This window comes from Helicobacter winghamensis ATCC BAA-430 (assembly GCF_028751035.1).
In the GTDB taxonomy this organism is placed as follows: domain Bacteria; phylum Campylobacterota; class Campylobacteria; order Campylobacterales; family Helicobacteraceae; genus Helicobacter_D; species Helicobacter_D winghamensis.
In genome coordinates, this window is record NZ_CP063533.1 from 392768 (window position 1) to 418805 (window position 26038).

The following is a 26038-nucleotide window of genomic DNA, read 5'->3' on the forward strand; positions in this document are numbered from 1 at the left end:
AGAGTTTGATTTGATGGAGAATTCCATTAATGTTTCCTATGCTTATTTGATTTGTGATGGTAGTCAAAAGCCCTTATTTTTAGAAAGTAATGATACAATGCGATTCTTTTCCACCAAAGAATTAGAATTTTATCTTAAAAATGTTGGCTTTAGGAGTATTGAATTTTTTGATTTGGACGATTTTTGTAAAGTGCAATTAACAAGCCAACGACAAAACGGTTATTGTGTGGCAAGAAAATGAAAAAGTATAGGGTTTATCAATGTGTAGCATTTGCGGGGGAAACTATCCTTTAGAAGCGATTAAAAAGGCGTCTAGTGTGATGGCGCATAGGGGTCCGGATTTTAGCGGAAGTTTTTATTGTAATGGAATTGCTCTAGCACATAATCGTCTAAGCATTATTGATTTGCAAAAGGAGGCAAATCAGCCTTTTGTTTCACCATTTTGTCCGCATTTAGTGCTTGTGTTTAATGGGGAGATTTATAATTATTTAGAATTAAAAGCGGAGTTAGAGGGTTTTGGGATTCCGTTTTTTACAAAAAGCGATACGGAAGTTTTGTTGCACGCCTTTGCGTTTTTTGGGCAAAAGTGCCTAGAAAAGTTTAATGGTGATTTTGCCTTTGTAATTTTAGATAAACGAGATAATAGCTTATTTTTGGCGCGCGATAGACTTGGGAATAAGCCATTATTCTATGGAATACAGGGGGATAGAATCTGTTTTGCTTCAGAGATTAAGGGACTTTTAGAGATTTTACCTTGTGTATTTGATAAAGAAGAGATTGCAAAATGGTTGCTCTTTAGCAATGGTAGTAAGGATAAAACGATTTACCAAGGGATTTTACCTTTTCCATCGGCTCATTTTGGAGTGTTTAAAAATGGTAAATTACAACTTACGCGTTATTGGAATCTAAAAATCACTCCACAAAATTACACGCTAGATTCCGCGTTAGATGAACTAGAAGATTTGCTTTTGGATTCTTTAAAGTTGCGTTTGCAATCTGATGTGCAAGTTGGGCTTAGTGTTTCAGGGGGTGTGGATAGCTCAATTTTGGCACATTTGGTAGCGCGTTTAAATGGAGAATGTAAGTTTTTTGGGCTTAGTTTTAGAGAGTTTCAAGGTGTTGATGAGAGTGTTTATATTGATGAGATTGGTAGAGATGTTGGAGTAGAGATTTGCGAAGTTAAGTCAAAGATAGAGAATCTTAGAGGTGATTTTAGAAAGCTTGTGTTAGGGCAAGATGAGATTTTTAGAAGTCTGTCTATTTATGCGCAATTTGTGTTATTTAAAGAGATTGCAAAAACTTGCAAGGTAGTGCTTGGAGGGCAGGGGGCTGATGAGCTTTTTGGGGGGTATTATCATCATATTGGACGCTATGTTTTTACACATAAAGATGCCTTTAAAGATAGGCTTAGGCTTTATGGAAAAGAGGCGTTAAATGAGTATATGTTTGGGTTAAAATGCTCTTTGGATAGGGAGTTGAAGTTACAATTATTTATGGAGGACAATGCAAAAGATTTAGAAAAGTTAGAAAAAATGGGCTTGCCTAAGCCATCTTTGGAAAATCTTTTGGAGCGGTTTTTATTGGATTTTAATCAAGGGCTTTTGCTAGATACGCTAGAGTTTAATTTGCCAAATTTATTGCGCTATGAGGATAGAAATGCGATGACGCATTCTTTGGAAAATCGCACGCCTTTTACAGATTATAGAGTGGTGGAGTTTGCATTTAGGTTGCCAGAGCATTTGAAAGTGGCGCAAGGCTATGGCAAATATCTTTTAAGGGTGTTACTAGAGCGGCTTGGGAGCAAAAATCTTGCGTGGAGAAAGGATAAAAAAGGTTTTGCTGTGCCAGAGCTAGAATTAGCGCGGAGTTTAGGTTATAATGCGCAAAATCTTTTTGATGTGCGTGCTATGATTTTTGAGCAATTAAGGAATAGGCGATGATTTGGATTGATGTGGCAACTCCTAAATATGCAATGTTTTTTGCAAGCATGATTAGAGAATTGCAAAAAAGGAATCATAAGATTTTAGTTACTACGCGTTATGCTCCACACTACACAGAGGCAAAAGAGATTTTAGAATTGCATAAGATTTCTCATATTGTGCTTGGGGAATATGGGGGTGAGACGCTGTTGCAAAAGTTTGAGGCGCGTATTTTTCGTCAAAAAGAGATTTTGGATCTTTTTAGAGCTAAAGGAGTGCCAAAAGTTCTAATTTGTGGGGCTGTGGTGGATAGCGTGCAGGTGGCTTATGGAGTTGGGATTCCAGTGGTTAATATCTATGATACGCCAGCATTTGGTAAGCCTAGAGATGAAAAATGTCCAAAGGAGCTTACAGCAGTAGCACGCCTTACACTCCCTTTTTCTAAGCTATTTTTTTATCCTTTTATTTTGCCAAAGGAATTAATGCTTCGTTTTGCACTTAGCGAAACACAAATAGAATCTTATCCCTTTATTGATGTGGCATTGTGGATTAAGGGGATAAAAAAGGAATCTAAAAATGACTTTAGAAAACGCTATGGAATGGATGCTTCTAAGCCTACAATTTTAATTAGGGAAGAGGAGTATAAAGCGCATTATGTTAAGGAAAAGATTCCAACAATTTATGAAGTGATTCCACTTTTAAAGGCGCAGTTAGATGCAAATTTAGTGATTATGCCACGCTATGAAAAAGAGAGATTAAAGAATGATTTTGGAGCAATTGCTACGATTTTAGAAGAAAAGTTAAAGCCAGAGGAGTTTTATCCTTTCATTGATTTGTTTATTGGTGGAGGGGGGACAATGAATTTAGAGGCGGTTTGCTATGGGATTCCTACGATTTCTACGCGCTCCATTTGGCTAATCCACGATCAATATTTAATTAAAAATCAACTGATGTTTTGGACACAAGATTGCGATGAGATTTTAAAAATTTCTAAAGAAATGCTGGGGAAAAAGGTAGAATCAGAAAATTATTTCATTAAGGGTACTTGTAATTTTGAACGAATGATTGAGCGCATTGAAAAGGAGATTCTATGTTAGGGGTTGCGTTACTTGGCTGTGGAAGAATTGCAAAAAGACATGCGGAGTTATTAAGTAGTGGCGAGATAAAAGGCGCAAAGCTTGTGGCGGTGTGTGATGTGCAAGAAGAGCGCGCAAAAGAGTTTGGAGCAAAATATAAGATTCCATATTTTATGGATTTAAAGGCGATGATGCAAGAGTGCGGGGAGCAAATCCATATTGTTTCTATTTTAACGCCTAGTGGGATGCACGCGCAAAATACCCTAGAAGTTGCCCCCTATCAAAAGCATATTATTGTAGAAAAGCCTATGGCTTTAACCTTGGAAGATGCAGATAAGATGATACAAGTTTGTAGGGAAAATAGCATAAGATTATTTGTAGTGAAGCAGAATCGCTATAACTTGCCTGTGCAAAAGCTAAGAGAAGCATTAGAAGTAGGGCGGTTTGGAAAGCTTGTAATGGGAAGCGTGCGTGTTAGGTGGTGTAGAGATGATAGCTATTATAAGCAGGATTCTTGGCGTGGGACTTGGGAATATGATGGGGGAGTTTTTACAAATCAAGCAAGCCATCATATTGATTTGTTAGAATGGATGTTGGGTGATGTGGAGAGTGTGTTTGCAAAAAGCACAACGGCTTTAAGTGCAATAGAGACAGAAGATACCGGGATTGCGGTATTAAAGTTTAAAAATGGAGCTTTGGGCGTGGTGGAGGCTACAACTGCCACACGCCCTAAAGATTTAGAGGGGAGTATTTCTATTTTAGGTGAGTTTGGAAGTGTAGAAATTGGTGGTTTTGCAGTTAATCAAATGCGCCATTGGAATTTTGCAAAGTCTCTAGCAAGTGATGGGGAAGTTATGGAGAAATATTCGGTAAATCCACCTAATGTGTATGGATTTGGGCATAAGGAATATTATTTAAGTGTTGTGGATTGTCTAAAGAACAATAAAAAAGCTCTTGTAGATGGTGAAGAAGGAAGAAAGAGCTTAGAGTTAATTATTGCTATGTATGAATCTATTGAGAGTGGTAAGGAAGTATTTTTGCCTGTAGCTTCTAAGCAATGCAAATTGGGGAAAAAGGCGTGAAAAGAATTGTGTTTTTGGGCGCAAAAGAGATTGGCAAACAATGTTTGGAAATGTTGTTTAAAAAACAAAAAGACTTAGATTTTAAACTTATAGCAGTTGGGACTTCATCTAGAGGGGTGGGTGTTAGGGAGTTTGCAGAAGCAAAAGGGATTCCAATGATTAAGGATTTAAGCGTGCTTTTAAGTTTGGAATTTGACATACTCTTTAGTGTGCAATATCACGCGATTTTAACGCAAGAACAAATTGAGTGTGCAAAAGAAATTGCCTTTAATCTGCATTTAGCACCATTGCCAGAGTATAGGGGGTGCAATCAATTTTCCTTTGCGATTTTAAATGAAGATAGAGAATTTGGTGTAACTATTCATCGTTTAGCAAAAGGGATTGATAGTGGGGATATTATTTTTCAAAAGCGGTTTGAAATCCCAAAAGATTGTTTTGTAGATGAGCTTGTGGAATTAGCAAATATAGAAGGATTTAAGTTATTTTGTGAAAGTTTAGAAAAAATGTTAAAGGGGGAATATGGATTAATCCCACAAGATTCTATTAAGGCTTTACGCAGAGAGTTTCATTTAAGGAATGAAATTGAAGCTTTAAAATGTGTAGATTTACAAGCTTGCGGGGGGGGGGCATTAATTGAAAAAATCATTCGCGCAACAGCAATGCCCGGATTTGAGCCACCCTATTGCTACATTGGGAAAAGAAAATTTTATTTTCTGCAAGCAAAGCAAGATTAGAGATGTGGAGGCGGGAGAAAATGTTATGCTAGTAGAGCCTTGCAATTTATATGAATGCTCTCTTGGAGACAATGTGTTTGTAGGTCCTTTTGTGGAGATCCAAAGGGGAGTTAGGATTGGTGCAAATACGCGTGTGCAAAGTCATAGTTTTATTTGTGAGTTAGTGAGTATTGGGGAATCTTGCTTTATAGGACATGGAGTAATGTTTATTAATGATTTATTTGAGTTTGGGAAACCTGCTGGAAATCCTAAGCTATGGAGAGAAACTAAGATTGGAAATAATGTTAGTATTGGCTCTAATGCTACGATTTTACCTGTTAATATTTGTGATGGGGCGGTGATTGGTGCAGGAAGCGTGGTTACAAAAAATCTTACTAAAAAGGGCGTATATGCAGGAAATCCTGCAAAATTAATAAGAGAGTTGTAATAAGGGAGCATAAATGGAGTTTGAAAAGATTGTAGAAATTGTAGAATCTAGGCGTGATGTGCTTAAAGGAAGTGAGAGGAGCATTGAAGTGGTGGATTTTGGTGCGGGAAGTCCGCGAGATAAACGCACAAAAGAGCAAATGGAAAAGGGTGTTTTGTGTGCGATTGCGCTTTGTGATTTAGCAAAAATTGGAGTTAAGAGAGAAAAGGCGCAGGAGATTTTTAAGATTTTTAAAGCCTTAAATCCTAAGGTGATTTTAGAGCTTGGCACTTGTTGTGGGTTTTCAAGTAGTTATATGAGTTATTTTGCGTCAGATTCTAGGATTTATAGCATTGAAGGGAGTGAGAATGTTGCAAATATCGCGAGAGAAAATCATCAAATCTTTGGGCTTAAAAATATTGAAGTTTTAGTGGGGAGATTTAACCTTGTGTTGCCTAGCCTTTTAGAACGCATTGCGCCATTAGATTTTGCATTCATTGATGGGCATCACGATAGGTTTGCAACGCTGGAGTATTTTCACACAATCCGCCCTTTTATGGACAAAGGTGGAGTGATGCTTTTTGATGATATTGCTTGGAGTGGTGGAATGCAAGAAGCGTGGGAGGAAATATTGGAATCTAAAATTTACAAAGAAGCCTATGTTGTGGGTGAAAATACTTGGAAAATGGGGGCTGTATGGCTGTGAAGTTTTTAGATTTGCACAAACAATATTTAAGTATCAAAAATGAGATTGATAGAGCGATATTTTCTGTGATTGAAACAAGCGCGTTTGTTGGCGGGACAGAAGTTGAAGCCTTTGAAAAAGAGTTTGCTAGCTTCATTGGTGGGGGGGTAGAAGCATTGGGGGTTGCAAATGGGACTGACGCGCTAGAGATTGCTATTAGGGCGTTGGAGTTGCCCAAGGATTCTGTGGTGTTAGTGCCTGCAAATACCTTTGTAGCAAGTGCTGAAGCGGTGGTTAGCAATGGATTAAGAGTAAAATTTGTGGATTGTGGGGAGGATTATTCGCTTGATGTTGTGGATTTGAAGGCTAAGATTGAGCCTAGTGTGAGTGCGATTGTGGTGGTGCATTTGTATGGAATCCCTGCAAATATGGAAGAGATTTTAAGGTTAGCAAAAGAATGGAATCTAAAAATTATTGAGGATTGCGCACAAGCACACGGAGCTAGATTTAATGGGCAAAGGGTCGGAAGTTTTGGAGATGTGGCAACTTTTAGTTTTTATCCGGGCAAGAATTTAGGGGCTTATGGTGATGGGGGAATGATTGTAAGTAAGGATTCTGCGCTGTTAAGAAAGTGCAAGGAAATCGCTCATCATGGAGGGTTGGAAAAATATCAGCATAATATTGTAGGGAGAAATTCTAGACTAGATGCTTTGCAAGCGGCGATTTTGCGAGTGAAATTGCGCTATTTAGAAGCTTGGAATGCTAGGCGCAAACAAGTGGCGCAAATGTATTTTGAAGGGCTTAGTGGTTTTGTTCTGCCAAAGGTGGCTAGTGATAGGGAGTGTGTGTGGCATTTGTTTGTGGTGAGATGTGAAAATCGCAAGGTTATAATGGAATCGCTTAAGAGAGTTGGAATCCAAACAGGGCTGCACTATCCTGCTGCACTTCCTAATACCCCTGCATTTTCTAAAAAGCCCTATGTTGTGGAAACAGAGTGTAAAAATGCGCTTGTGTGGCAGGATAAGATTCTATCACTGCCTATGGGGGAGCATTTAGAAGATGAGGAAGTTAGAAGAGCGATTAAGATTATAAAGGAGAATTGCTAATGCATTATTATATTTATCCTGCAGGTAGAACTGGAAGAACATTAGGTAAAATGCTGGATTATTGTGAGATGAATGCCACTTATAGTTTTATAGATGATAATAAAAAGGGAATAACATTAAAAGAACAAGCTTCAAAGATTAAAAAGCAGCTTAAAAATAATGAAGCTGAAATTGTAATAGCTTTAACGCAGGGAATTGTCATCACGCAAAGTAGAATGGAAAAATTGATAAAAAAATTAAAAGCACTAGAAATTAATCGTTATCTTGGTAATGAATTTATCCAACAAATTGCTTTGCAAGTTTGCAAAAAAGCCCAAATAGAAGTTCAACGCTTAAGCAGTCGGGGGGGGGGCATTTATTGATAGGTGTTATTCTGTATGGATTAGGAGATGAGAAGCATTTAGGAAATGTGGATTATGAGCTACTAAAGAGAGATTGCAAAATAGTGTATTTGGATCATTCAGGGGAGAATTTTTCTAGAGAAATTAGCTCAAATGCTATTATTGTTCCTTTTATTATGGATTATTTGAAAGATGTGCATTTCGTGAAATATATTTTTTCTACTGTAGGTACATATTCAAGAAATGCCAATCAGGTTTATTTAGTGCAACACCATAGCTATGCAAGTATCTTGGAGGCTTTAATGGAAGAAAAATTAGATTACTATAAAGCGGTGCTTAAAGATAAGATAGATTATTTATTTGCAACTTCCCGCAAAACACAGAAGGTAACAGAATTTTTAATTAACGGATTTTGCAAAGATAAGAAGCCTAGTGTCTTACTAAGTGGATATGCCGCATTTGATGTAGAGGAAGAAGTTAAAGAAAGTTTGCGGGATAAAGTTTTGATTGCTTTGCACGATGAGAGCGAAGTATTAGAAATTAAAGAAAGTCTTTTGGAGTTATTAGGGTTAGGGTTTAAGGTTGCATTGCGTTATCGTTATGAGTGGAGTGGAGAGATACAGAAATTTATAGAAACAATTAAAGATAATCCTAACTTTTTTGTCTGTTATAATAATAAGAATTTTAAAAATTTCTCCAGTGAAAGTTTTGTTGTAATTACAAGTGCTTCAAGCGTAGCTTATACATTTCCCATTAAGCATTTATGCCCGGCAATTTTATATTTTAAAGATAAAAATACATTTGAGAAAAACATTGGTGGGATTGGATTTTTTGATGATAGAATCCATTTTAAGGCAAGTAATAGTTCAGAAGTTGTTTTGCAAGTAAGACAAACAAAAGATAAAGATTTATCAAAAAAGATTTTAAAATATCGTGATGAAGAAGTTGTCAATTTCAAAAACGCTAGTGAAGTTATAGCGGATAATATTATGCAAATTATTAATAAAGAAAAATGATATGATGGATAAACTTGGTAAGCATAAAGTTGAACAGTATTATAAGATTGCTAATCTTCTGAAAATTAAAATTCCACAAGATGTAGTCTTGGATTATCAAAATAATAAGTGGGGGGGGGGGCATAAATGTGCATTATCACTTATTGTTGCTTGTATGTGTGAAGTATTAGAAAGCAATATTCCAAAAATTGAAATAGAAGGTAAAATATTAAAGATCGAATTTTGTGATTATCAAAGAGCATTGACGCTTCTTTTAGCTTATTTCCAAGATTATTTAAGCGATAAGGGTTTAGATAATCTTAAAGAATCTTTAGAGGTGCATTTAAATTATGTTAAGAGTTTGTTAAAGCCACTAGAAAAAGCTTGCAGTTTGAGCGTTGGTATTACAATGATAGGTTATACAAAAGACAATAAACATATTGGAAATATTGATGAAAATATTGTTTTTCCTTTAGTATATTGTTGTAATTCTTTCAAAGCTTATGAGTTAGCAAAAGATAGAATAAAAGAAAGTTTTGTGATGATTTCGCATCCTATGTATTATGTTGCTTTTCCAAAATTAAAAGTTTTATTATCCGTAAATACTCCATTGCCATTAGTGAAACTAGAAACTTGTAAAACAATTATTGTGCATTTGGGGCATAATTTCAATGAAGCCTTGCAATATACATTGCATCGAACAGATGAGAGTTTTGTGCTAAATAGTTTAAAAAAAGAGAGAATGGATAGATGCCATTATGTTGTAGCACATACATTAAATGACTTTAAGCTCTTGTTTAAAGCGCAGAATTTTTTCAATCTTAAAACTGAAACCATCAAGGGTGGATGCCCTAGTTTAGATTGGGCTTTGAATCGGACTAAAAACAAATCTTTGAACTCTTATTTATTATTTGCTCCTTCGTATTTATCGAATTTTATTTCAGATGATTTTGTAAAATCTCTTAATGCCATTTTGGAATCTGGAGTGAAAGTTGTCTGTAGGTTACACCCTAATTTAAGGGAATATGAGAAACAGCAATTTTATAAAGAAATCAAAAATTGGTGTTTGCATAAAAATTTTATTTTTGATGAAACTTCAAGTTATTTGAACTCTTATATTAATAATAGTTTTGCACTTTTGACTGACGAGAGTTCTATGGGGGTTTCTTATCCATTAACTTACCTTAAACCAGCTATTATTTATATGCCAAATAAAAGAAAGTTTGGGGTAGAGGTTTTAGATGGAATCCATTTGTATTCAAAGGAAGCAAATCTTATCATTGATAATTTTGATAACTTGAAAGATATTGTAGGAGATATTAAGAGTTTTAAAGTATTTAAATTTGAAGAGCAAATAAGGAAGTTTAGAGAAAAGCAAGTGTATAATATTAGGCATTCTAGTGAGTATTTGAGTGAGTTTATTAACAATCTTTGCAAGGAGCAATGATGCAAAAAGGTGCAGTGATTTGGATATGTGGTTTAGCGGGTGCTGGTAAGACAACTTATGCACAATCTTTATATTTATCACTTAAAAAAGAGAGAGAAAATGTTGTTTTATTAGATGGCGATGTTTTTCGTAATATTTTTCAAGAAGATCCAGATTTTACTGCAAAGGGAAGATTAAGGGTTGCCAAGAAAATCTCTGCACTTTGTTCGTTTTTAGCCTTTAATGGGATGGTGGTTGTATGTGCTACGATTTCATTATTTGAAGAGATTTATTCTATGAATCGTCAAAATATTTCACATTATTTTGAAGTCTTTGTAAAATGTTCAATGCAAGAATTAATTAAAAGAGATAAAAAGAATCTTTATAGCAGAATTCAAAGTAATGAAATCAGTAATGTAATGGGTGTTGATATTCCTTTTGTAGAGCCTAATGCGCATTGTGTGTTAAATAACAATCAAAAGGAGAATTTAGAAGACAATCAGCGATTATTGAAAGAAAAAGTGGATGATTTTTTAATGAAAGTTTATGAGACAAGTGATAAGGGGTATTGGCATCAGTTTTATGCGAATCATATGCAAATTGGACAAGAGAGTTATTTTGCGAAATTCTGTATGAAATATTTTAAAAGTGGGCAATCTTTAATTGAACTTGGATGTGGGAATGGTAGAGATAGTTTATACTTTGCTAAAAATGGACTTGATGTTCTTGGTGTAGATCAGTGTGATAATGTGATTGAATTTCTTCAGCAGTATAAAAATTATTCATTAGAGTTTCAATGTGCAGATTTTACTAAATTGGATTTATGTTCTTCTGTGCGGGGGGGGGGGCATTATGACATAGTATATTCGCGTTTTACTTTACATTCTATTACACAAGAGCAACAAAATAGAGTGTTTGGTTGGGTTAGAAATAGCTTGGATAGCGATGGTATTTTTGCCATAGAAGTGAGAGGATATAAAAATTCTCTTTATAAGATGGGTATTCCAGTAATTGATGAAAAAGATGCATTTATTTTTGAAAATCATTATAGAAGATTTCTGAATTTTGATGCACTTTTAAGAGAGTTAAAAGATTTTAAAATTATTTATGCTAGGGAAGATAGGGGCTTTGCTCCATTTGCAGATGAAGACGATTATTTTATAAGAGTTATTGCGCAAAAATAAAAGCTTTATCCTTCTCTAGTTTAATAGGGAAGGATAAATATGAAAGATACAATTAAACAAGAATCAACTTCAGCAGGAAGGGTTGTTAATAACTCAAAAAAAGATGTAGATGCTATTTTTGTTAAAAAATATGGGCAAAAATGGCTAGATTATCGAAAAAAATGGGCAGATGCTTCTAAGCATATTTTGAATGACTTTCCGCTTTTTGTAAGATTTGAAAATCAGTTTAAGTGCAATGCAAGATGTACGATGTGTGTGCATGGACATGCTGATTTAAGGGCGGATTATGGATATGATGGGTATTTACCTTTTGATGTTTTTAGGCGTTTAGTTGATGAATGTGATGAGTATCAATGTCCATCTGTTGCCCCTTCTCAAACAAATGAGCCATTGTTAGATTGCGATATTATTGAGCGTTTGCAATATATTAGCACGAAGCAAAATATTATGGATGTGCATTTTAACTCTAATGCTTCTTTATTGACAGAGGAAGTGAGTAGAAAAATCCTTGATACAAGTGTTACAAGGATGAATTTTAGTATTGACGCAATCACAGAGGAAACTTATAAAAAAATTAGAGTTGGATTAGATTTTAAAAAGGTTTTAAGGAATATTGACACTTTTTTAAATTTGCGCGCGAAGCTTGGTAGAGAGCTTCCTATTGTGCGTGTGAGCTTTTTATTGCAAGAGAAAAATAAACACGAGCTAGAAGCATTTAAGAATTTTTGGGTGGATAAAGTTGATTATGTCTCTGTGCAACGCTATGTGCCAATTTCACCTTTTGATGATGAAAGAAGTGTCGCAATCTCTGATGCTCCTATTGCTGGAAAACAAAGTTGTTCTTATCCTTTTGAATCTATTTTTATTCACGGAGATGGTTTGGCTGTCCCTTGTGCTTCGCATAGGGCAAAACACATTGCAGTGGGCAATATTTATAACAATTCTTTGTATGAAATTTGGCATTCTCAGGGAATGCAAGAGTTAAGAGAAGCACATAAAAATGGAGATTTAAGTAAAACAAAACTTTGCGATACTTGTTTGTTTAAGGGGTAGAGTATGGATAAGAAACTAGTGTATGTTCCAATGGCGGCAGATATTATCCACACTGGGCATTTAAATATTATTAAAGAATCTGCAAAATTAGGTTATGTAATGGTTGGGCTTTTTTCTGATAAGGCAATTGCAAGCTATAAGAGAGTGCCATTGATGAATTATGAGCAAAGAAAGCAAATTGTAGAATCTTTAAAAGGTGTTGATGAAGTTGTAATTCAAGATGAAAAGGATTATAGTGCAAATTTAAAGCAATACAAGCCTAATTTTCTTGTGCATGGTAGTGATTGGAATACAGGTCCCTTAAATGAGGAGCGACAAAAGGCAATCGCTCTTATGGAATCTTGGGGAGGAAAAGTTATAGAACCAGAGTATACAAAAGGCATTTCTTCAACAAAACTCAATAAAAATTTAAAAGAGTTAGGGATTTTGCCACAAGTTAGATTAGGGGCTTTAAAGAAAGCTTTATTTGCAAAACCATTAATTAGAGGTATTGAATCGCATAGTGGAATGAGTGCTTTGATTATAGAGGAAGCTTGTGTAAAAGATAAAAATGGAATCAATCAAGCTTTTGATTTTTTATGGTTAAGTTCCCTTACGGATTCTAGCTCTAAAGGTAAGCCAGATATTGAGTTTGTGGATTTGACTTCTAGGATTGCTACTGTTAATGATATTTTAGAGGTTTCTACAAAGCCTATTATTTATGATGGAGATACAGGATCTCAGATTCCGCATTTTGCAATGATGGTGAAACGCTTGGAGAGGTTAGGTGTGAGTGCTGTTGTGATAGAAGATAAAATTGGATTAAAGAAAAATTCCTTATGTGAAGGTGAGTCTGCTAGGCATACGCAAGATTCCATTGAAAATTTTTGTGCAAAGATTAAGGCTGGAAAACAAGCACAATTGACAAATGATTTTATGGTGATTGCAAGGATTGAAAGTTTGATTTTAGAGATGGGAATGGAAGATGCTATCGCGCGTGCAAGGGCTTATATAGAAGCTGGAGCTGATGGAATTATGATTCACTCACGCAAAAAAGATGGAGCAGAGATTTTAGAGTTTTGTAAAATTTACAATACTTTTGCTAATCGCAAGCCATTAATGGCAGTGCCAACTAACTATCCTATCTTGAGTGAGGAAGATTTGAAAAATGCTGGAGTGAATATTGTTGTGTATGCAAATCAACTTTTAAGAGCGTCTTATACGGCAATGAAAAATACAGCATTATCTATTTTGGAGCATAAAAGAGCGTTAGAAGCGGATAAACATTATGTTTCAGCACTAGAAATTATTAATTTGATTGAAGGAAATTAATGCTTAATGCTTTAGAATTTGCAAAGTTTTTAAAAGATAGAATCGGATTTTGCGCGGGTGTGCCTGATAGTTTATTAAAACCTTTAAATCAAGCTCTTGAAATAGAAATGCGAAAGGATTTTTATACCACAGCAACCGAGGGGCAAGCAGTAGCTTTTGCTTGTGCTTATCATTTAGCAACTTCTAAAATCGGACTTGTGTATCTGCAAAATAGTGGTTTGGGTAGTGCTATAAACCCTCTTTTATCGTTAGCAGATCCTAAGGTTTATAAGATTCCATTGATTTTGTTTGTTGGACTTAGAGGCGGTATTGATGATGAACCACAGCATTTAAAGCAAGGCGAAGTAACAGAGCAAATCTTAATTGCTTGTGGAATTAAAACTTTGAAGCTTTCTAAAGAGATAGAAGAGGCAAAAAGACAGATTGATAACTCTTTGCTCTATTGCAGAGAGAGCGGTGGGACGGTTGCGTTTTTGGTAGAGAAAAATATCTTTGATAAGGTATCGCTTCCACAGAGTGGAAATTCTTTTTCTTTGATTAGAGAGGAAGTTATTAATCTAATTCAAGATGCTTTTGTGGATGCAAAATTTGTTACTACAACGGGAATGATTTCTAGGGAATGTTATGAGTTAAGAGAGTTTAAAAATCAGCGCCATAAGAATGATTTTTTGGTGGTGGGTTCTATGGGATATGCAAGTTCATTAGCATTTATTTTGTCAAAATATTCTAATAAAAAATTTGTATGTCTTGATGGTGATGGCGCGTTTATTATGCATATGGGCTCTCTTTTGAGTTTTAAGGGGGCTAGTTTTTATCATATTGTGTTAAATAACTATGCACATGATAGCGTAGGCGGGCAAGCGACTAATATTGGCAATACAAATTTAGTGGAGCTAGCCTATTCTTGTGGGTATGATTATGCGCTTAGTGTGGAGAGTTTAGAAGAACTACAAAAAGCCTTAAAAGAGATTCCACAAATGCAAGGTTTGGTGCTTTTGGAAGTTAAGGTAAAAAAACAGACGCGTGCAAATCTTGGAAGACCAAAAGAAATTTTAAGACTTAAGGATGAGTTTTGCAAGGGGCTTTAGTGTATATCACAGGACTTAGCGGTTCTGGTAAGACAACTTTGGCAAAAGCTGTGGTGAAACAGATTGAAAACACACTAGGAATTAAATCTATTTTTTTAGATGGTGATATTTTACGAGAATGTGTAGTTAATAATGATTATTCTACACAAGGGCGTTTTAATATGGCGTCTTATTATGTAAAAGTGGCTAAACTTTTAGTAGATCAAGGGTTTGTCGTGGTGCTATCGACAATTTCTATGTTTGATAAAGTGCGTGCGTTTAATGTGGAGAATTTTAAACATTACTTAGAAGTGTATTTGGAAGTTTCAGAAGAAATTCGCAAACAAAGAGATTCAAAAGATTTTTATAAACGCAATACAATAGATATGGCAGGATTTAATCAGAGTGTAGAGTTACCTAAAAATAGCCATTTAATTTTTAAAGATAATTTTGATATAAATTCAGCTTGCGAGAAAGTTCTATACTATTTAAAGGATATTTATGCAAAATAGATATTTTCCCATCCTGTTGTATTGTGCGGGGGGGGGGGCATTATTTTTTTAATTACTTTTTAATATTCTCTCTTCTTCTTTTATTTTTAAGTTCAATTTTTAATTTGAGTAATGCAGCATGAGCTCTGGTGTTGTAATTTGGATATGCGGGCTTAGTGGAAGTGGTAAAACAACACTGGCAAGTGCGCTTGTAGATAAGCTTAAGCAGCAGTTTAGCAGCGTGGTTTTGTTAGATGGTGATTATTTAAGAAATATTTATAATGATTTTAATTATAGCAAGGAAAATCGATTAAATTTAGTGTATCGTTCGCAGAAACTTTGCGCAATGCTAGTTGAAAGTGGCTGTATTGTTGTTGTTTCTTTTGCTACGATGCAAAAAGAAATTTTTCTTAGCAATAGAAAGGTTTTTAAGAGATATTTTGAAATTTTGATTGATTGCTCTTTTGAAGAGCTTGTAAAAAGGGATCAAAAGCAACTTTATAGCAGAGCTTTAAAAGGGGAGATTAAAAATGTCTATGGTGTAGATATATCTTGTGACTTTCCTAACGCAGATTTTATCCTTGATAATTCTGAGTGCAAGGATTTAGAGCCAAAAGTTGATATTTTACACCAGAAAGTTATGGAATTTTTGTTTTCTTTGTCTATTTCTAAAACTTTAGACTTGCAAGTAAGATTTGCGCATACTCCGACATTAATTAAAGAATCCTATATGATAATGCAAGAGTTTCGTCCTTATTTGAGCTTAGATGATTTTGTTTCTAGGATTCTGTTTTTAAATAAAACAATGCAATTTCGCCTTTTGATGTTTTATGATAATGAAAGATTAATTGGCTTGTGCGGTTTTATGCCTTCATATCTTCTTTATCACAAACAATGTTTGTTTATTAGTGATTTTGTTGTTTCTAGTGGCGTTAGAGGAATGGGATATGGGAAAAAGATATTTGCAATAATGCAAGAAATTGCTTGTGAAAATGGGTTTAATGAGATTGCCTTAGAGAGTGGAATCACAAGAGAAAAAGCGCATAAATTTTGGATTGAAAAATGTGGCTTTAGTCAAGTAAGATTTGGGTTTAAAAAGGAATTATCTGTTGGGGATTTGGCAAAATGATAGCAGTAATTTTAGCAGCAGGTATAGGAAATAGACTTAAAAAATACACCAAAGATAAACCAAAATGTATGGTAGAAGTTGGTGGGATTACAATTATAGAGAGATTATTAAAACAAATTGTGCAATATGGAAAACCAAAACGGATTGTCATTGTTACTGGGTATTTGGAAAATGTATTAACAAATTATATTAAAAATTTGGAGTTGTCATCAAAGGTTGTTATTGACTTTGTTTATAATGATAAATATTATTATGCAAATAATATTTATTCTTTATATAGCGCTAAAAAATATTTAAATGATGATATGGTTTTGTTTGAGGCTGATTTAGTTTTTGATGATTCTGTGGTAAAAAAAGTATTTGATTCGATATTTGATAATTTTGCATTAGTTTCACACAATGAAGTTTGGATGGAAGGAACTGTTGTAACAATTGATGAAAAATATAGGATCAAAGAAATAATTCTTAAAGATGATTTTAACTTTAAAAATATTGATTTATATTATAAGACTGCTAATATTTATAAATTTTCTAAAGACTTTTTAAAAGAGTTTTATATTCCTATTTTAGAAGATTATATTAGAGAGAATAAAATTGAATTTTATTATGAAAAAGCTCTAAAGGAAGCCTTAAAGAATAATGGCATATTGGATGTAGAGATTGTAGAAAGTGATTTATGGTATGAAATCGATAATCCAAATGATCTTGTAATTGCCGATATTATGTTTTCTGAGCTGAATGAGCGTTATGAAAAACTAGAAAAAAGTTATGGTGGATATTGGAGATTTCCAAAAATAAAAGATTATTGTTATTTGGTAAATCCTTATTTTCCAACGCCTAAACTTTTAGAAGAGCTTGGTTTAATGCTTGGTAATCTAGCAATAAATTATCCATCTGGCTTGAAAATCATTCAGAGATTAGCGGGGACGATGTTTGATGTTGATGAAAGATTTTTATTAGTTGGTAATGGGGCTAGCGAGTTAATTAAAGCATTGATGGTGGTGCTAGAGGGTAAGGTTGGTATAGTAGTTCCAACTTTTGATGAATATGTGAATTGTGCAAAAGAAGTTGCATTTTTTGAAACAAAATCTAGGTTTGCTTACAATGCATCAGAGCTTATTGCATTTATGTCTAAAGAGTCAATTAAAACAATGCTTCTTATAGCCCCTGATAATCCTAGCGGATTTCTGCTTCCCAAAGGGGATTTAGAAGAGATTTTAAATTGGACAAAGAAGCGTAATATTAGTGTTATTTTAGATGAATCTTTTATGGATTTTGCGGAATCTTATTATACATTTTTGACTAATGAAAAATTAGCCTTGTATCCAAATTTGATTCTTGTTAAGAGTATTTCAAAATCTTATGGGGTTGCAGGGTTTAGGCTTGGTATTTTAGCTAGTTCTAATGAAAAAACACTTGAAGCAATACAGAGTAAAAGTGCAATTTGGAATATCAATTCTGTTGCTGAATACTTTTTGCAAACTATAGTTAAATACAAAAAAGAGTATAAAAGATCTTGTGAGAGATTAATAGAGACAAGAAAAGATTTTATTTGTGCATTAAGAGATATAAAACAAATAGAGGTTTTTGAATCTCAAAGCAATTATGTTTTATGCTCCATAAAAAATGAAGGTATTAGTGTTAAGGAATTGGCAATTTTTTGTTTAGAAAATCATTTTTTTATCAAAGATTGTTCTAGTAAAATAGGCTTAAAAAATGGTAGATTTTTTAGGTTAGCTATCAAAGATGAATTTTTAAATGCTGAATTGATTTGTGTTTTAAGGGAATTTTTTAAGGAGAGATATTGAATGTAATTTTATTAACAGATTGTCGTATTAAAATAGAGAATATTATTAAAATTTTATTAGATAATAATTTTGAAATATTTGGTATTTGTTTTGGGCAATGTGTAATTGCAGAAGACAAACAAGCTTTATGCAGAGAATATCAATTGCAAATCTTAAGCAAACAAGAATTGATAAAATGCAGTGGAATTGATGTAATTTTATCTTATGGTTATACCCATTATATTCCAAAGAAAGTGTTTTCTTCTGTGAAGTATTGCATTAATTTTCATCCGGGTTTGTTGCCTGAGTATAAGGGTTGCTATACGCTGTATTATGGAATGATAAATGGAGAAAAAGAATGGGGTATGACAGCGCATTTTGTGAATGAAAAATTTGATGAAGGAGAGATAATTTTAATAGAAAAATTTGCCCTAGATTATGAAAAAACAGGAAAAGAAATTGCTGAGCATATTTGGAATGAAGTGGGAATTAATGCTGTTAAGAAGATTGTATCTATGATAAAAGAAAATAAAATAGAGGGATTTTCTCAAAAAAAAACTTCAAAAATAACCTGCGGGGGGGGGGGGATATTACGGTAGAGAGAGGCTTAATAGAGAAAAATTTATCTCCATTGAGAATATAAAATCTTTGGAATCTAATGAGATTATCAAAAAGATTAGAGCTATGTGGTATCCCCCTTATGATGGTTTGCGCATAAAGCTAGAAGATGAAGAAGAGTTATTTTTGCTGGATAGGAAAATTTGGGATACAATTAAGGGTAAAATTTAGTTTGGAGTAAATTTGTGGAATCTTTGCTTTATGAAACCGCTTTGATTGCGTTAGAAGCGGGGGATATTGTTTTAAAGTATTATGGTTTAGAGGATTTTGATTTAAAGCAAGATTCTTCGCCTTTAACAAAGGCAGATTTGGAATCTAATGCCTTAATTATGCAAAAATTACAAGAAATTGCGCCTTATCAAGTGTGTTCTGAAGAAGCAGTGCTAGAGTATGCAAAGCGCAAGGATTTAGAGTATTTTTGGCTCATTGATCCCCTTGATGGCACAAAGGATTTTTTAGCGCAAAATGGAGGATTTACCATTAATATTGCATTAATTCATAAAAATCGCCCCATTTTAGGCGTGGTGTTTGCCCCTGCGTCTTGCGAGCTTTATATTGCACTAAAGGGCTTTGGGGGCTTTAAGTATAATGTGGAATCGCTAAAGGGTGCAAGAGAGAGTGGCGCATTAAATTTAGCTTGGCTAGAGCAAAACAAAATTTTCTTAAAGGGTGAGAGAATCTCGCAAGATGAGCAAATTATCGCTTGTGATTCCGTGTTTCATAGCACGCAAGCCACGCAAGATTTTATCAATAAATACCATTTAAAAGTGCAAAAATATGGTTCATCACTTAAGATTTGCGCATTAGCTGAAGGAAAGGCTGATGTTTATCCGCGCTTTAATGGCACAAGTGAATGGGATATTGCAGCTTGTGAGATTGTGTTAGAAGAGAGTGGGGGGGTGGTGCTAGATTGTGTAACCAAAAAGCCTTTGACATATAATAAAGAGAGCTTTAGAAATAATCATTTTGTAGCATTTGCAAAGGCACAAGTGGGTAAAGAGATTTATAAAGATATTATAAATGGGAATTTTTAGTAGCTTACTATGTGTTGTATTTAGAGATAATGCCTTGAAATTTTGACGTAAATTTTTGTATGATTAGCAAAATATAACTAAGGCAAGACATTTGAAAAATCTAATCATTGTAGAGTCACCAGCAAAAGCGCGAACGATAAAGAATTTTTTAGGCGGGGCATATAATGTTATCGCTTCAAAAGGGCATATTAGAGATTTACCAAAGCACACTTTTGGAATCAAAATTGAAAATGAAACCTTTACTCCAGAATACCAGATAGATACTTCGCACAAAGAAGTTGTTAATGAGCTAAAAAGGCTTGCAAAAGAAGCAAAAGAAATTTATATCGCAACTGATGAGGATAGAGAAGGAGAGGCGATAGGTTATCATATTGCAACTGCTATTGGTAAAGATCCTAGCAAGCTTCCTAGAATTGTGTTTCACGAGATTACACAAAAGGCAATTGAATATGCGCTGAAAAATCCGCGCCACATTGATATGGATAGGGTTAATGCACAGCAGGCAAGGCGTTTGCTAGATAGAATTGTGGGTTATCGTCTAAGCCCTTTAATTGCCTCTAAGATTCAAAGGGGGCTAAGTGCGGGGCGAGTGCAAAGTAGTGCGTTAAAGATTATTATAGATAGAGAAAAAGAGATTCTAAATTTCAAACCTATTATTTATTACACCATTGAAAGCTTGTTTAAAAAAAACAAAACCAGCCTTGAAGCAGATTTAGTAGAGTTTAAAGGCAAAAAGATTGAGAAGCTAACTTTGCAAGAATCCACAGATGCAAAAGAGATAGTGGAGGCACTAAAGAGTGAAAGTTTTAATGTAAAAGAGATTGAAACAAAGCGTAGAAAAACAGCCACTCCACCACCATTTATGACTTCTACTTTGCAACAAAGTGCAAGCTCGCAACTAGGTTTTTCTCCTTCGCGCACGATGCAGGCAGCACAGAAGCTTTATGAAGGTGTAATGACACATAAAGGTTCAATGGGCGTTATAACATATATGCGAACAGATAGTTTAAATATTGCAAAAGTTGCTCAAGATGAAGCAAGGAAGCTGATTGCAAAAAGCTATGGCAAGGAATATGTGCCAAGCAAGCCAAAGGTGTATGCAACAAAGACAAAGGGTGCGCAAGAAGCACACGAAGCAATTCGCCCAACTCTAATGGACTTCACTCCACAAATTGCAGCACAATATTTAAAGGGTGATGAGCTAAAGCTTTATACGCTAATTTACAAACGATTTTTGGCTTCACAAATGCAAGATGCAGAGTTTGAGTTGCAAAATATTATGATTTATTGCAAGGTTGCGCAACTTAAAATTAGTGGCAGAAAGCTTGTATTTGATGGATTTTATCGCGTGCTTGGCAATGAAGATAAGGATAAATTGCTTCCAGAGTTTGCAAAAGAAGAAGTGCTTAAGCTTGAAAAATGCACTGCTAGCAAGCATCAAACAGAGCCACCAGCGCGGTATTCTGAAGCAAGTTTAATTAAAACGCTAGAATCCCTAGGAATTGGTCGCCCTAGCACCTATGCGCCAACAATTGCGCTTTTAACTTCAAGGGATTATATTAGCGTGGAGAAAAAGCAAATCAAGCCCCAAGAAGTTGCCTTTAAGGTTGTAGAGCTTTTAGAGGGGCATTTTAATGAAATTGTGGATTCCAAATTTACGGCAAATTTAGAAGAACGCCTTGATGCGATTGCGGAATCCAAACAGGATTGGCAGCAACTTTTATGGGAGTTTTATAATCCTTTTATTCAAAAGATTAGCGAAGGCAAAACAAGCATTGCAAGTCAAAAAATTGCGATTCCAACTGGTGAGAATTGTCCGCTTTGTGGCAAGGAGTTGGTGCAACGCAAAAGTCGATTTGGCGAGTTTGTGGGGTGTAGTGGTTATCCTAAGTGTAAATATATTAAAAAAGAGCAAAGTGTTACAGGTGATGATGAAGACTTAGGTGTTTGTGAGAAATGCGGCAAGCCAATGGTTAAAAAACGCGGTAGAAATGGAGAGTTTTTAGCATGTAGTGGGTATCCAGAGTGCAAGAATGCTAAGGCGTTAAAGGATTCTAAAGTGCAACCGCAAGTTTTAGAGAATGTAAAATGTCCAAAATGTGGAGGTGAAATTTTAGAGAGAATGGGTAGGCTTGGAAAGTTTTATGGCTGTGGAAATTATCCAAAATGTGATTTTATCGCAAAATTTCCACCCACAAATCAAACTTGTCCAAAATGCAATGAAGTAATGCTAAAGCGAACATATCGCAAAAAACCAGTTTTAGAATGTCTTGCGTGTAAAGAACGCATTGATAATTTGGAATCTTAAAGGAATGCAATGACACAAGAAATTTTAGATTTTTTAGATAAAAATGTAGGCTTTTTGGCGACTAAGGGGACTTGTGGTAATCCGCGCGTGCGCCCTGTGCAATCCCCTTTGTATTGCAAGGGAAAGTTGTATGCTTGCACTTCTAAGAAAAAGGGAATGTATAAGCATATGCAAAACTTTGCTGGGATTGAGCTTAGTGCATTTGATGGAAAGGATATGTGGATTAGAATCCGCGCAAAGGCTGTGTTTGATGAGAATAGAGAAATTAAACAAAAAATGCTTGAAAAATATCCTGTGGTGCAGGCAATTTATAAAAGCCCTGATAATCCTGATTTTGCAGTGTTTTATTTTGATGAGCCTAGTATTAAGATACAGAGTTTTAGTGGGCGTGATGAAGTGATAAAGGGCTAAGATGCAAGAGATTTTTTTATGCACAATTTGCAATGTTTCAAGTGGGAGTTGTGCAGAGGATTGCGCGTATTGCACGCAAAGTGCGAAGTATAACGCAGATATTGAACGCTACAAATACAAACCAATTCCACAAATTTTAGAGGAAGCAAAAAGGGCAAGTGAGAATGGAGCGCTAGGATTTTGCCTTGTAACAAGTGGTAGGGAGCTAGATAACAAGCGCACAGAATATATTGCACAAGCAGCAAGGGCGATTGTTGATTCCAGGCTGCATTTACATTTGATAGGTTGTAGTGGGATAGCAAGTGTGGAAGCATTGAGGGAACTTAAGAGCGCAGGAATTGCAAGCTATAACCATAATTTAGAAGCAAGTCGAAACTTTTTTCCAAAAATTTGCACAACGCATAGTTTTGAAGAACGCTATGAAACCTGTGAAAATGCTCTAAAAGCAGGGCTTGGATTGTGTAGTGGCGGAATCTTTGGAATGGGAGAGGGTTGGCAGGATAGAATGGATTTACTCTACGCATTGCAAACCTTAAATCCCCATAGTGTGCCGATTAACTTCTTTATCCCAAATCCCGCATTACCACTAACACAAGAGATTTTAAGCCAAGAAGAAGCCCTAGAATGTGTGAAGCTAGCAAGAGAGTATTTGCCAAATGTAAGATTAATGATTGCAGGCGGGAGAGAAAGAGTCTTTGGGGAGAATCAAAAGGCACTTTTTGAATGCGGAATTAATGCTGTGGTGCTTGGGGATTATCTGACAACCAAAGGAAATACGCCAAAAGATGAGATAGAGCGTATTAAAAGTTATGGATATGGAATCGCAATAAGTTGTGAATAAAAATATGCTAAAAACTTTTAAAGACTTGGAAAATGCAAAAAATAAAAATCCATTAATAGGGCGATTCCAAAGTCTATGGACTCTAAAAATATTTCAAGAAATTGTGGATAAGCTCTGGGTGCTTTTGCGGTATTTGTATGCGTTTTTAAAGGGAGATTTGCTTTATTTTGCTTCAAGTCTTAGTTTTTATACGATTTTTGCGCTTTTGCCAATGCTGCTTGTTGTGTTTTCTTTGGTAGCGACATTGCCAGATTTTAAGGAATATATTGAGAGCTTTAAGAGTTTGATTATTGAAAATTTTATTCCTACGCACTCTGATGTGTTTTTGCAATATTTAGATGGATTTTTGAAAAATTCTACAAAGCTTGGTGGAATGGGGCTTTTGTATGCATTTATCACTTCTATTTTGTTTTTTAGGAATTATCAAAATATTACTACAAAGATTTTTCATTCTAAAGGACGCGGATTTTGGGATTCTTTATCTGTGTATTGGACTTGTATGACACTTTTTCCTCTAGGTGTGCTTTTCTCTATTTTTCTTAGCGCAAAGGCATATGCGTATTTAGATGGGTTGGGTTATAGCACTTATTTGGCATGGCTGTTTAGATTGATTCCTTATTTTTTGATTTGGATTGTCTTTTTTATGTTGTTTAAAATCTCGGCAAATACGAAAATTAGCACAAAAAACACATTGTTAAGCTCTCTTATTACGGCGCTTTTGTGGTCTTTTTGTAAATGGGGATTTGTGTATTATGTGTTTTATAATAAAGCATATTTAACACTATATGGCTCATTTAGTATTGTGTTGTTCTTATTTATTTGGGTGTATCTCTCATGGGCAATTTTACTTTTTGGAATGGGATTGAGTCGTGGCATTGATGAAATGTTTGTTAAAGAGTTGGAATCACAAAATGAAAGGACTTAACAATTGATAATGAGGGTAAAATAAGTTTTGTGATTAAATTTATGCTAGAATAATAAAATTTTTCTTTGAGCTTAAAGGAGTTTTTTTGGAAATTGAGTCGTTTCTTTTGTCAATTTTCGCATTGTTTCTTGTTTTATTAAATGGTTTTTTTGTGCTTTCAGAATTTGCAATTGTTAAAATTCGTCGTTCTCGTCTAGAGGAGCTTTCAAAGAGAGAGGTTAGTGGTGCAAAACTTGCTTTAAAGATTACTGGAAAGTTGGATTCCTATCTTTCTGCAACGCAACTTGGTATTACTCTTTCGTCTCTTGGGCTTGGTTGGATTGGAGAGCCTGCTATTGCTAGACTATTAGAAGCTCCATTTAAGTATTTCATTGGTGAAAATCCCGTATTGTTGCACTCTGTAAGTTTTGTGATTGCTTTTAGTTTTATCACGCTTTTGCATGTTGTTGTTGGGGAGATTGTGCCAAAATCTATCGCAATTGCTAAGGCGGAAAAGGCTGTATTGCTCATCGCTCGTCCGTTACATATTTTTTGGATTGTGTTTTATCCTGTGATTAAGATTTTTGATTTTATTGCTACAGTGATTTTACACGCAATGCATATTAAACCTGCAAGCGAAGGGGAAGAGAGTGCGCATTCTGAAGAAGAGTTAAAAATTATTGTAGGTGAGAGTTTAAAAGGTGGATATTTAGATACCATTGAAAATGAGATTATCCAAAATGCTGTAAGCTTTTCTGATACTATGGCAAAAGAGATAATGACACCTAGAAAAGATATGATTTGTTTGTATGATGATAATACTTATGAAGAAAATATGCAAATTGTAACAACTACAAAACATACACGCTATCCTTATTGCAAAGAGGGTAAAGATAATATTATTGGAATGGTACATTTGCGAGATTTGCTTGAAACAATGTTGAGTAATAATCCCTCAAAAGAGCTTGAGAGTCTAGTGCGTGAGATGATTATCGTTCCAGAGAGTGCATCCATTTCTAATATCTTAAATCAAATGAATCGTCGCCAAATCCATACTGCGCTTGTGGTGGATGAATATGGTGGAACAGCAGGCTTATTAACAATGGAAGATATTTTAGAAGAAGTTATGGGCGATATCAGTGATGAACACGATAAAAAAAGTGATGATTGCCATAAAATTAGTGAAGATTCTTACTCTTTTGATGGGATGCTGGATTTAGAGCGCGTTGCTGATGTGCTTGGAATTTCTTTTGAAGAGGATACAGAGCAAGTAACTATTGGTGGATATGTCTTTAATTTGCTTGAAAGAATGCCAGTGGTGGGCGATGTGATTGATGATGAGTATTGTGAATATGAGGTTTTGGCAACAGAAGGGGCTAGAATTGTGCGATTGAAAGCCACAAAAAAGCCATTTGTTAGTGAAGAATAGTAAATGTTTGATTTATTTTTAGTATTATTGCAAGTTCTGTTTATTGGCTTAAAACTTGCCAATAAGATCCAGTGGTCGTGGTGGCTTGTTTTGTTGCCAATGATTATTTATATTTTTTTATATCTTTTTTTATTTGTTTTAGTAGGTGGATTCCTATTTGGTTTAGGAATTTCACTTATGGAATTTTAAGGAGCAAAAATGGAATTTGTAGCAATTTTAATGGGTAGCAAGAGTGATTATCCTGTAATAGAAGAATGTATTAAGGTGCTGAAAAAATTTGATGTGCCTTATGAAGTAATTATTTCATCGGCACACAGAAGCCCAAATCGGACAAAGGAATATGTAAAAAATGCAGAGGAAAAAGGCGCAAAAGTTTTTATTGCAGCAGCTGGGATGGCAGCACACCTAGCTGGTGCTGTGGCTTCAATGACAACAAAACCTGTTATTGGTGTGCCGCTAAAAGGTGGTGTGCTAGATGGCTTAGATTCTTTATTGTCTACTGTGCAAATGCCTTCTGGTATGCCTGTGGCAACACTTGCTCTTGGAAAGACAGGGGCTGTAAATAGTGCGTATTTGGCAATGCAAATTTTAGCACTAAGCAATACAGAGCTTGGGGAGAAGCTTAAAGAGGATCGTGTAATGAAAGCAAAAAATGTTGAGCTAGACTCTAGCGAAATTGAAGTTATTTTATAAGGAATATT

Annotated in this window: 27 protein-coding genes; all 27 read left to right on the top strand. The window is 34.9% G+C overall.

The features are described from left to right. Nucleotides 1-13 precede the first annotated feature (13 nt). The 27 genes from IP358_RS02005 to purE all read left to right on the top strand — a co-directional run bounded on the left by IP358_RS02005 (nt 14) and on the right by purE (nt 26030). Nucleotides 14-241 carry a hypothetical protein gene (locus IP358_RS02005; RefSeq protein ID WP_101313121.1) on the top strand — a complete coding sequence of 76 codons (228 nt, stop codon included), beginning with the start codon at nt 14-16 and terminating at the stop codon, nt 239-241. A 19-nt stretch (nt 242-260) separates the two neighbouring features. Next, on the top strand, nt 261-1940 hold the full coding sequence (gene asnB, locus IP358_RS02010) for an asparagine synthase (glutamine-hydrolyzing) (RefSeq protein WP_006801946.1): 1680 nt from the start codon (nt 261-263) through the stop codon (nt 1938-1940). Next, a complete protein-coding gene (locus IP358_RS02015; RefSeq protein ID WP_006801945.1) occupies nt 1937-3016 on the top strand; it encodes a DUF354 domain-containing protein in 1080 nt (359 codons plus the stop codon). The genes asnB and IP358_RS02015 overlap by 4 nt, the downstream gene beginning before the upstream one ends. Continuing rightward, nucleotides 3010-4077, top strand: coding sequence for a Gfo/Idh/MocA family protein (locus tag IP358_RS02020; RefSeq protein WP_006801944.1), 1068 nt, complete (start codon nt 3010-3012; stop codon nt 4075-4077). The genes IP358_RS02015 and IP358_RS02020 overlap by 7 nt, the downstream gene beginning before the upstream one ends. Beyond that, nucleotides 4053-4811, top strand: a complete 759-nt coding sequence (locus IP358_RS02025) for a formyltransferase family protein (protein WP_006801943.1) — start codon at nt 4053-4055, stop codon at nt 4809-4811. Before IP358_RS02020 ends, IP358_RS02025 begins: the two co-directional genes overlap by 25 nt. 25 nt (nt 4812-4836) lie before the next feature. After that, nucleotides 4837-5238 (top strand): acyltransferase, encoded by a 402-nt coding sequence (locus tag IP358_RS02030; RefSeq protein WP_101313145.1) that lies wholly within the window; start codon nt 4837-4839, stop codon nt 5236-5238. A gap of 13 nt (nt 5239-5251) precedes the next feature. Beyond that, entirely contained in the window at nt 5252-5923 is a 672-nt protein-coding gene (locus tag IP358_RS02035) for a class I SAM-dependent methyltransferase (protein WP_006801941.1), read from the top strand. Then, nucleotides 5914-7008 (top strand): DegT/DnrJ/EryC1/StrS family aminotransferase, encoded by a 1095-nt coding sequence (locus tag IP358_RS02040; RefSeq protein ID WP_006801940.1) that lies wholly within the window; start codon nt 5914-5916, stop codon nt 7006-7008. The genes IP358_RS02035 and IP358_RS02040 overlap by 10 nt, the downstream gene beginning before the upstream one ends. Continuing rightward, on the top strand, nt 7008-7370 hold the full coding sequence (locus IP358_RS02045) for a hypothetical protein (protein ID WP_006801939.1): 363 nt from the start codon (nt 7008-7010) through the stop codon (nt 7368-7370). Before IP358_RS02040 ends, IP358_RS02045 begins: the two co-directional genes overlap by 1 nt. Then, nucleotides 7367-8365 (top strand): hypothetical protein, encoded by a 999-nt coding sequence (locus IP358_RS02050; protein ID WP_006801938.1) that lies wholly within the window; start codon nt 7367-7369, stop codon nt 8363-8365. The genes IP358_RS02045 and IP358_RS02050 overlap by 4 nt, the downstream gene beginning before the upstream one ends. Nucleotide 8366: 1 nt before the next feature. Next, nucleotides 8367-9791, top strand: a complete 1425-nt coding sequence (locus IP358_RS02055; RefSeq protein WP_040498247.1) for a hypothetical protein — start codon at nt 8367-8369, stop codon at nt 9789-9791. Beyond that, complete coding sequence (locus IP358_RS02060; RefSeq protein ID WP_370524985.1) at nt 9791-10954, top strand: adenylyl-sulfate kinase; 1164 nt, start codon at nt 9791-9793, stop codon at nt 10952-10954. Before IP358_RS02055 ends, IP358_RS02060 begins: the two co-directional genes overlap by 1 nt. 39 nt (nt 10955-10993) lie before the next feature. After that, nucleotides 10994-12007, top strand: coding sequence for a radical SAM/SPASM domain-containing protein (locus tag IP358_RS02065; protein WP_006801934.1), 1014 nt, complete (start codon nt 10994-10996; stop codon nt 12005-12007). Nucleotides 12008-12010: 3 nt separating this feature from the next. After that, a complete protein-coding gene (gene aepX, locus IP358_RS02070) occupies nt 12011-13318 on the top strand; it encodes a phosphoenolpyruvate mutase (RefSeq protein ID WP_006801933.1) in 1308 nt (435 codons plus the stop codon). Then, nucleotides 13318-14406, top strand: coding sequence for a phosphonopyruvate decarboxylase (gene aepY, locus IP358_RS02075; protein ID WP_006801932.1), 1089 nt, complete (start codon nt 13318-13320; stop codon nt 14404-14406). Before aepX ends, aepY begins: the two co-directional genes overlap by 1 nt. Then, entirely contained in the window at nt 14391-14897 is a 507-nt protein-coding gene (locus tag IP358_RS02080; protein WP_006801931.1) for an adenylyl-sulfate kinase, read from the top strand. The genes aepY and IP358_RS02080 overlap by 16 nt, the downstream gene beginning before the upstream one ends. A gap of 118 nt (nt 14898-15015) precedes the next feature. After that, on the top strand, nt 15016-16005 hold the full coding sequence (locus tag IP358_RS02085; RefSeq protein ID WP_006801930.1) for an adenylyl-sulfate kinase: 990 nt from the start codon (nt 15016-15018) through the stop codon (nt 16003-16005). After that, entirely contained in the window at nt 16002-17813 is a 1812-nt protein-coding gene (locus IP358_RS02090) for an aminotransferase class I/II-fold pyridoxal phosphate-dependent enzyme (RefSeq protein WP_006801929.1), read from the top strand. Before IP358_RS02085 ends, IP358_RS02090 begins: the two co-directional genes overlap by 4 nt. Further along, nucleotides 17810-18391: a formyltransferase family protein gene (locus tag IP358_RS02095; protein ID WP_180322685.1), complete on the top strand. Its 582-nt coding sequence runs from the start codon at nt 17810-17812 to the stop codon at nt 18389-18391. The genes IP358_RS02090 and IP358_RS02095 overlap by 4 nt, the downstream gene beginning before the upstream one ends. A gap of 204 nt (nt 18392-18595) precedes the next feature. Continuing rightward, the gene (locus IP358_RS02100) at nt 18596-19444 is read left to right on the top strand and encodes a 3'(2'),5'-bisphosphate nucleotidase CysQ family protein (RefSeq protein WP_040498244.1); all 849 of its coding nucleotides are present in this window, start codon (nt 18596-18598) and stop codon (nt 19442-19444) included. A 91-nt stretch (nt 19445-19535) separates the two neighbouring features. After that, a complete protein-coding gene (gene topA / locus IP358_RS02105) occupies nt 19536-21752 on the top strand; it encodes a type I DNA topoisomerase (protein WP_006801926.1) in 2217 nt (738 codons plus the stop codon). Nucleotides 21753-21761: 9 nt separating this feature from the next. Continuing rightward, the gene (locus IP358_RS02110) at nt 21762-22163 is read left to right on the top strand and encodes a pyridoxamine 5'-phosphate oxidase family protein (protein WP_006801925.1); all 402 of its coding nucleotides are present in this window, start codon (nt 21762-21764) and stop codon (nt 22161-22163) included. Between the two features lies 1 nt (nt 22164). Further along, nucleotides 22165-23004 (top strand): biotin synthase, encoded by an 840-nt coding sequence (locus IP358_RS02115; protein ID WP_006801924.1) that lies wholly within the window; start codon nt 22165-22167, stop codon nt 23002-23004. Further along, nucleotides 22997-23929, top strand: a complete 933-nt coding sequence (locus IP358_RS02120; RefSeq protein ID WP_232086758.1) for a YihY/virulence factor BrkB family protein — start codon at nt 22997-22999, stop codon at nt 23927-23929. The genes IP358_RS02115 and IP358_RS02120 overlap by 8 nt, the downstream gene beginning before the upstream one ends. A gap of 85 nt (nt 23930-24014) precedes the next feature. Beyond that, nucleotides 24015-25337, top strand: coding sequence for a hemolysin family protein (locus IP358_RS02125; RefSeq protein WP_006801922.1), 1323 nt, complete (start codon nt 24015-24017; stop codon nt 25335-25337). Nucleotides 25338-25340: 3 nt separating this feature from the next. Further along, a complete protein-coding gene (locus tag IP358_RS02130; RefSeq protein WP_006801921.1) occupies nt 25341-25526 on the top strand; it encodes a hypothetical protein in 186 nt (61 codons plus the stop codon). Nucleotides 25527-25535: 9 nt separating this feature from the next. Continuing rightward, entirely contained in the window at nt 25536-26030 is a 495-nt protein-coding gene (purE, locus tag IP358_RS02135) for a 5-(carboxyamino)imidazole ribonucleotide mutase (RefSeq protein WP_006801920.1), read from the top strand. Nucleotides 26031-26038 lie beyond the last annotated feature (8 nt).

What these genes read in the sequence shown, in the direction of transcription:
- asnB (WP_006801946.1), top strand. Translation starts at nt 261, where the DNA reads ATGTGTAGCATTTGCGGGGGAAACTATCCTTTAGAAGCGATTAAAAAG.
- IP358_RS02110 (WP_006801925.1), top strand. Translation starts at nt 21,762, where the DNA reads ATGACACAAGAAATTTTAGATTTTTTAGATAAAAATGTAGGCTTTTTG.
- IP358_RS02020 (WP_006801944.1), top strand. Translation starts at nt 3,010, where the DNA reads ATGTTAGGGGTTGCGTTACTTGGCTGTGGAAGAATTGCAAAAAGACAT.
- IP358_RS02090 (WP_006801929.1), top strand. Translation starts at nt 16,002, where the DNA reads ATGATAGCAGTAATTTTAGCAGCAGGTATAGGAAATAGACTTAAAAAA.
- IP358_RS02015 (WP_006801945.1), top strand. Translation starts at nt 1,937, where the DNA reads ATGATTTGGATTGATGTGGCAACTCCTAAATATGCAATGTTTTTTGCA.
- IP358_RS02085 (WP_006801930.1), top strand. Translation starts at nt 15,016, where the DNA reads ATGAGCTCTGGTGTTGTAATTTGGATATGCGGGCTTAGTGGAAGTGGT.
- IP358_RS02045 (WP_006801939.1), top strand. Translation starts at nt 7,008, where the DNA reads ATGCATTATTATATTTATCCTGCAGGTAGAACTGGAAGAACATTAGGT.
- IP358_RS02030 (WP_101313145.1), top strand. Translation starts at nt 4,837, where the DNA reads ATGCTAGTAGAGCCTTGCAATTTATATGAATGCTCTCTTGGAGACAAT.
- IP358_RS02040 (WP_006801940.1), top strand. Translation starts at nt 5,914, where the DNA reads ATGGCTGTGAAGTTTTTAGATTTGCACAAACAATATTTAAGTATCAAA.
- IP358_RS02035 (WP_006801941.1), top strand. Translation starts at nt 5,252, where the DNA reads ATGGAGTTTGAAAAGATTGTAGAAATTGTAGAATCTAGGCGTGATGTG.
- IP358_RS02115 (WP_006801924.1), top strand. Translation starts at nt 22,165, where the DNA reads ATGCAAGAGATTTTTTTATGCACAATTTGCAATGTTTCAAGTGGGAGT.
- IP358_RS02055 (WP_040498247.1), top strand. Translation starts at nt 8,367, where the DNA reads ATGATGGATAAACTTGGTAAGCATAAAGTTGAACAGTATTATAAGATT.
- IP358_RS02005 (WP_101313121.1), top strand. Translation starts at nt 14, where the DNA reads ATGGAGAATTCCATTAATGTTTCCTATGCTTATTTGATTTGTGATGGT.
- purE (WP_006801920.1), top strand. Translation starts at nt 25,536, where the DNA reads ATGGAATTTGTAGCAATTTTAATGGGTAGCAAGAGTGATTATCCTGTA.
- IP358_RS02065 (WP_006801934.1), top strand. Translation starts at nt 10,994, where the DNA reads ATGAAAGATACAATTAAACAAGAATCAACTTCAGCAGGAAGGGTTGTT.
- aepY (WP_006801932.1), top strand. Translation starts at nt 13,318, where the DNA reads ATGCTTAATGCTTTAGAATTTGCAAAGTTTTTAAAAGATAGAATCGGA.
- IP358_RS02025 (WP_006801943.1), top strand. Translation starts at nt 4,053, where the DNA reads ATGCAAATTGGGGAAAAAGGCGTGAAAAGAATTGTGTTTTTGGGCGCA.
- IP358_RS02060 (WP_370524985.1), top strand. Translation starts at nt 9,791, where the DNA reads ATGCAAAAAGGTGCAGTGATTTGGATATGTGGTTTAGCGGGTGCTGGT.
- IP358_RS02130 (WP_006801921.1), top strand. Translation starts at nt 25,341, where the DNA reads ATGTTTGATTTATTTTTAGTATTATTGCAAGTTCTGTTTATTGGCTTA.
- aepX (WP_006801933.1), top strand. Translation starts at nt 12,011, where the DNA reads ATGGATAAGAAACTAGTGTATGTTCCAATGGCGGCAGATATTATCCAC.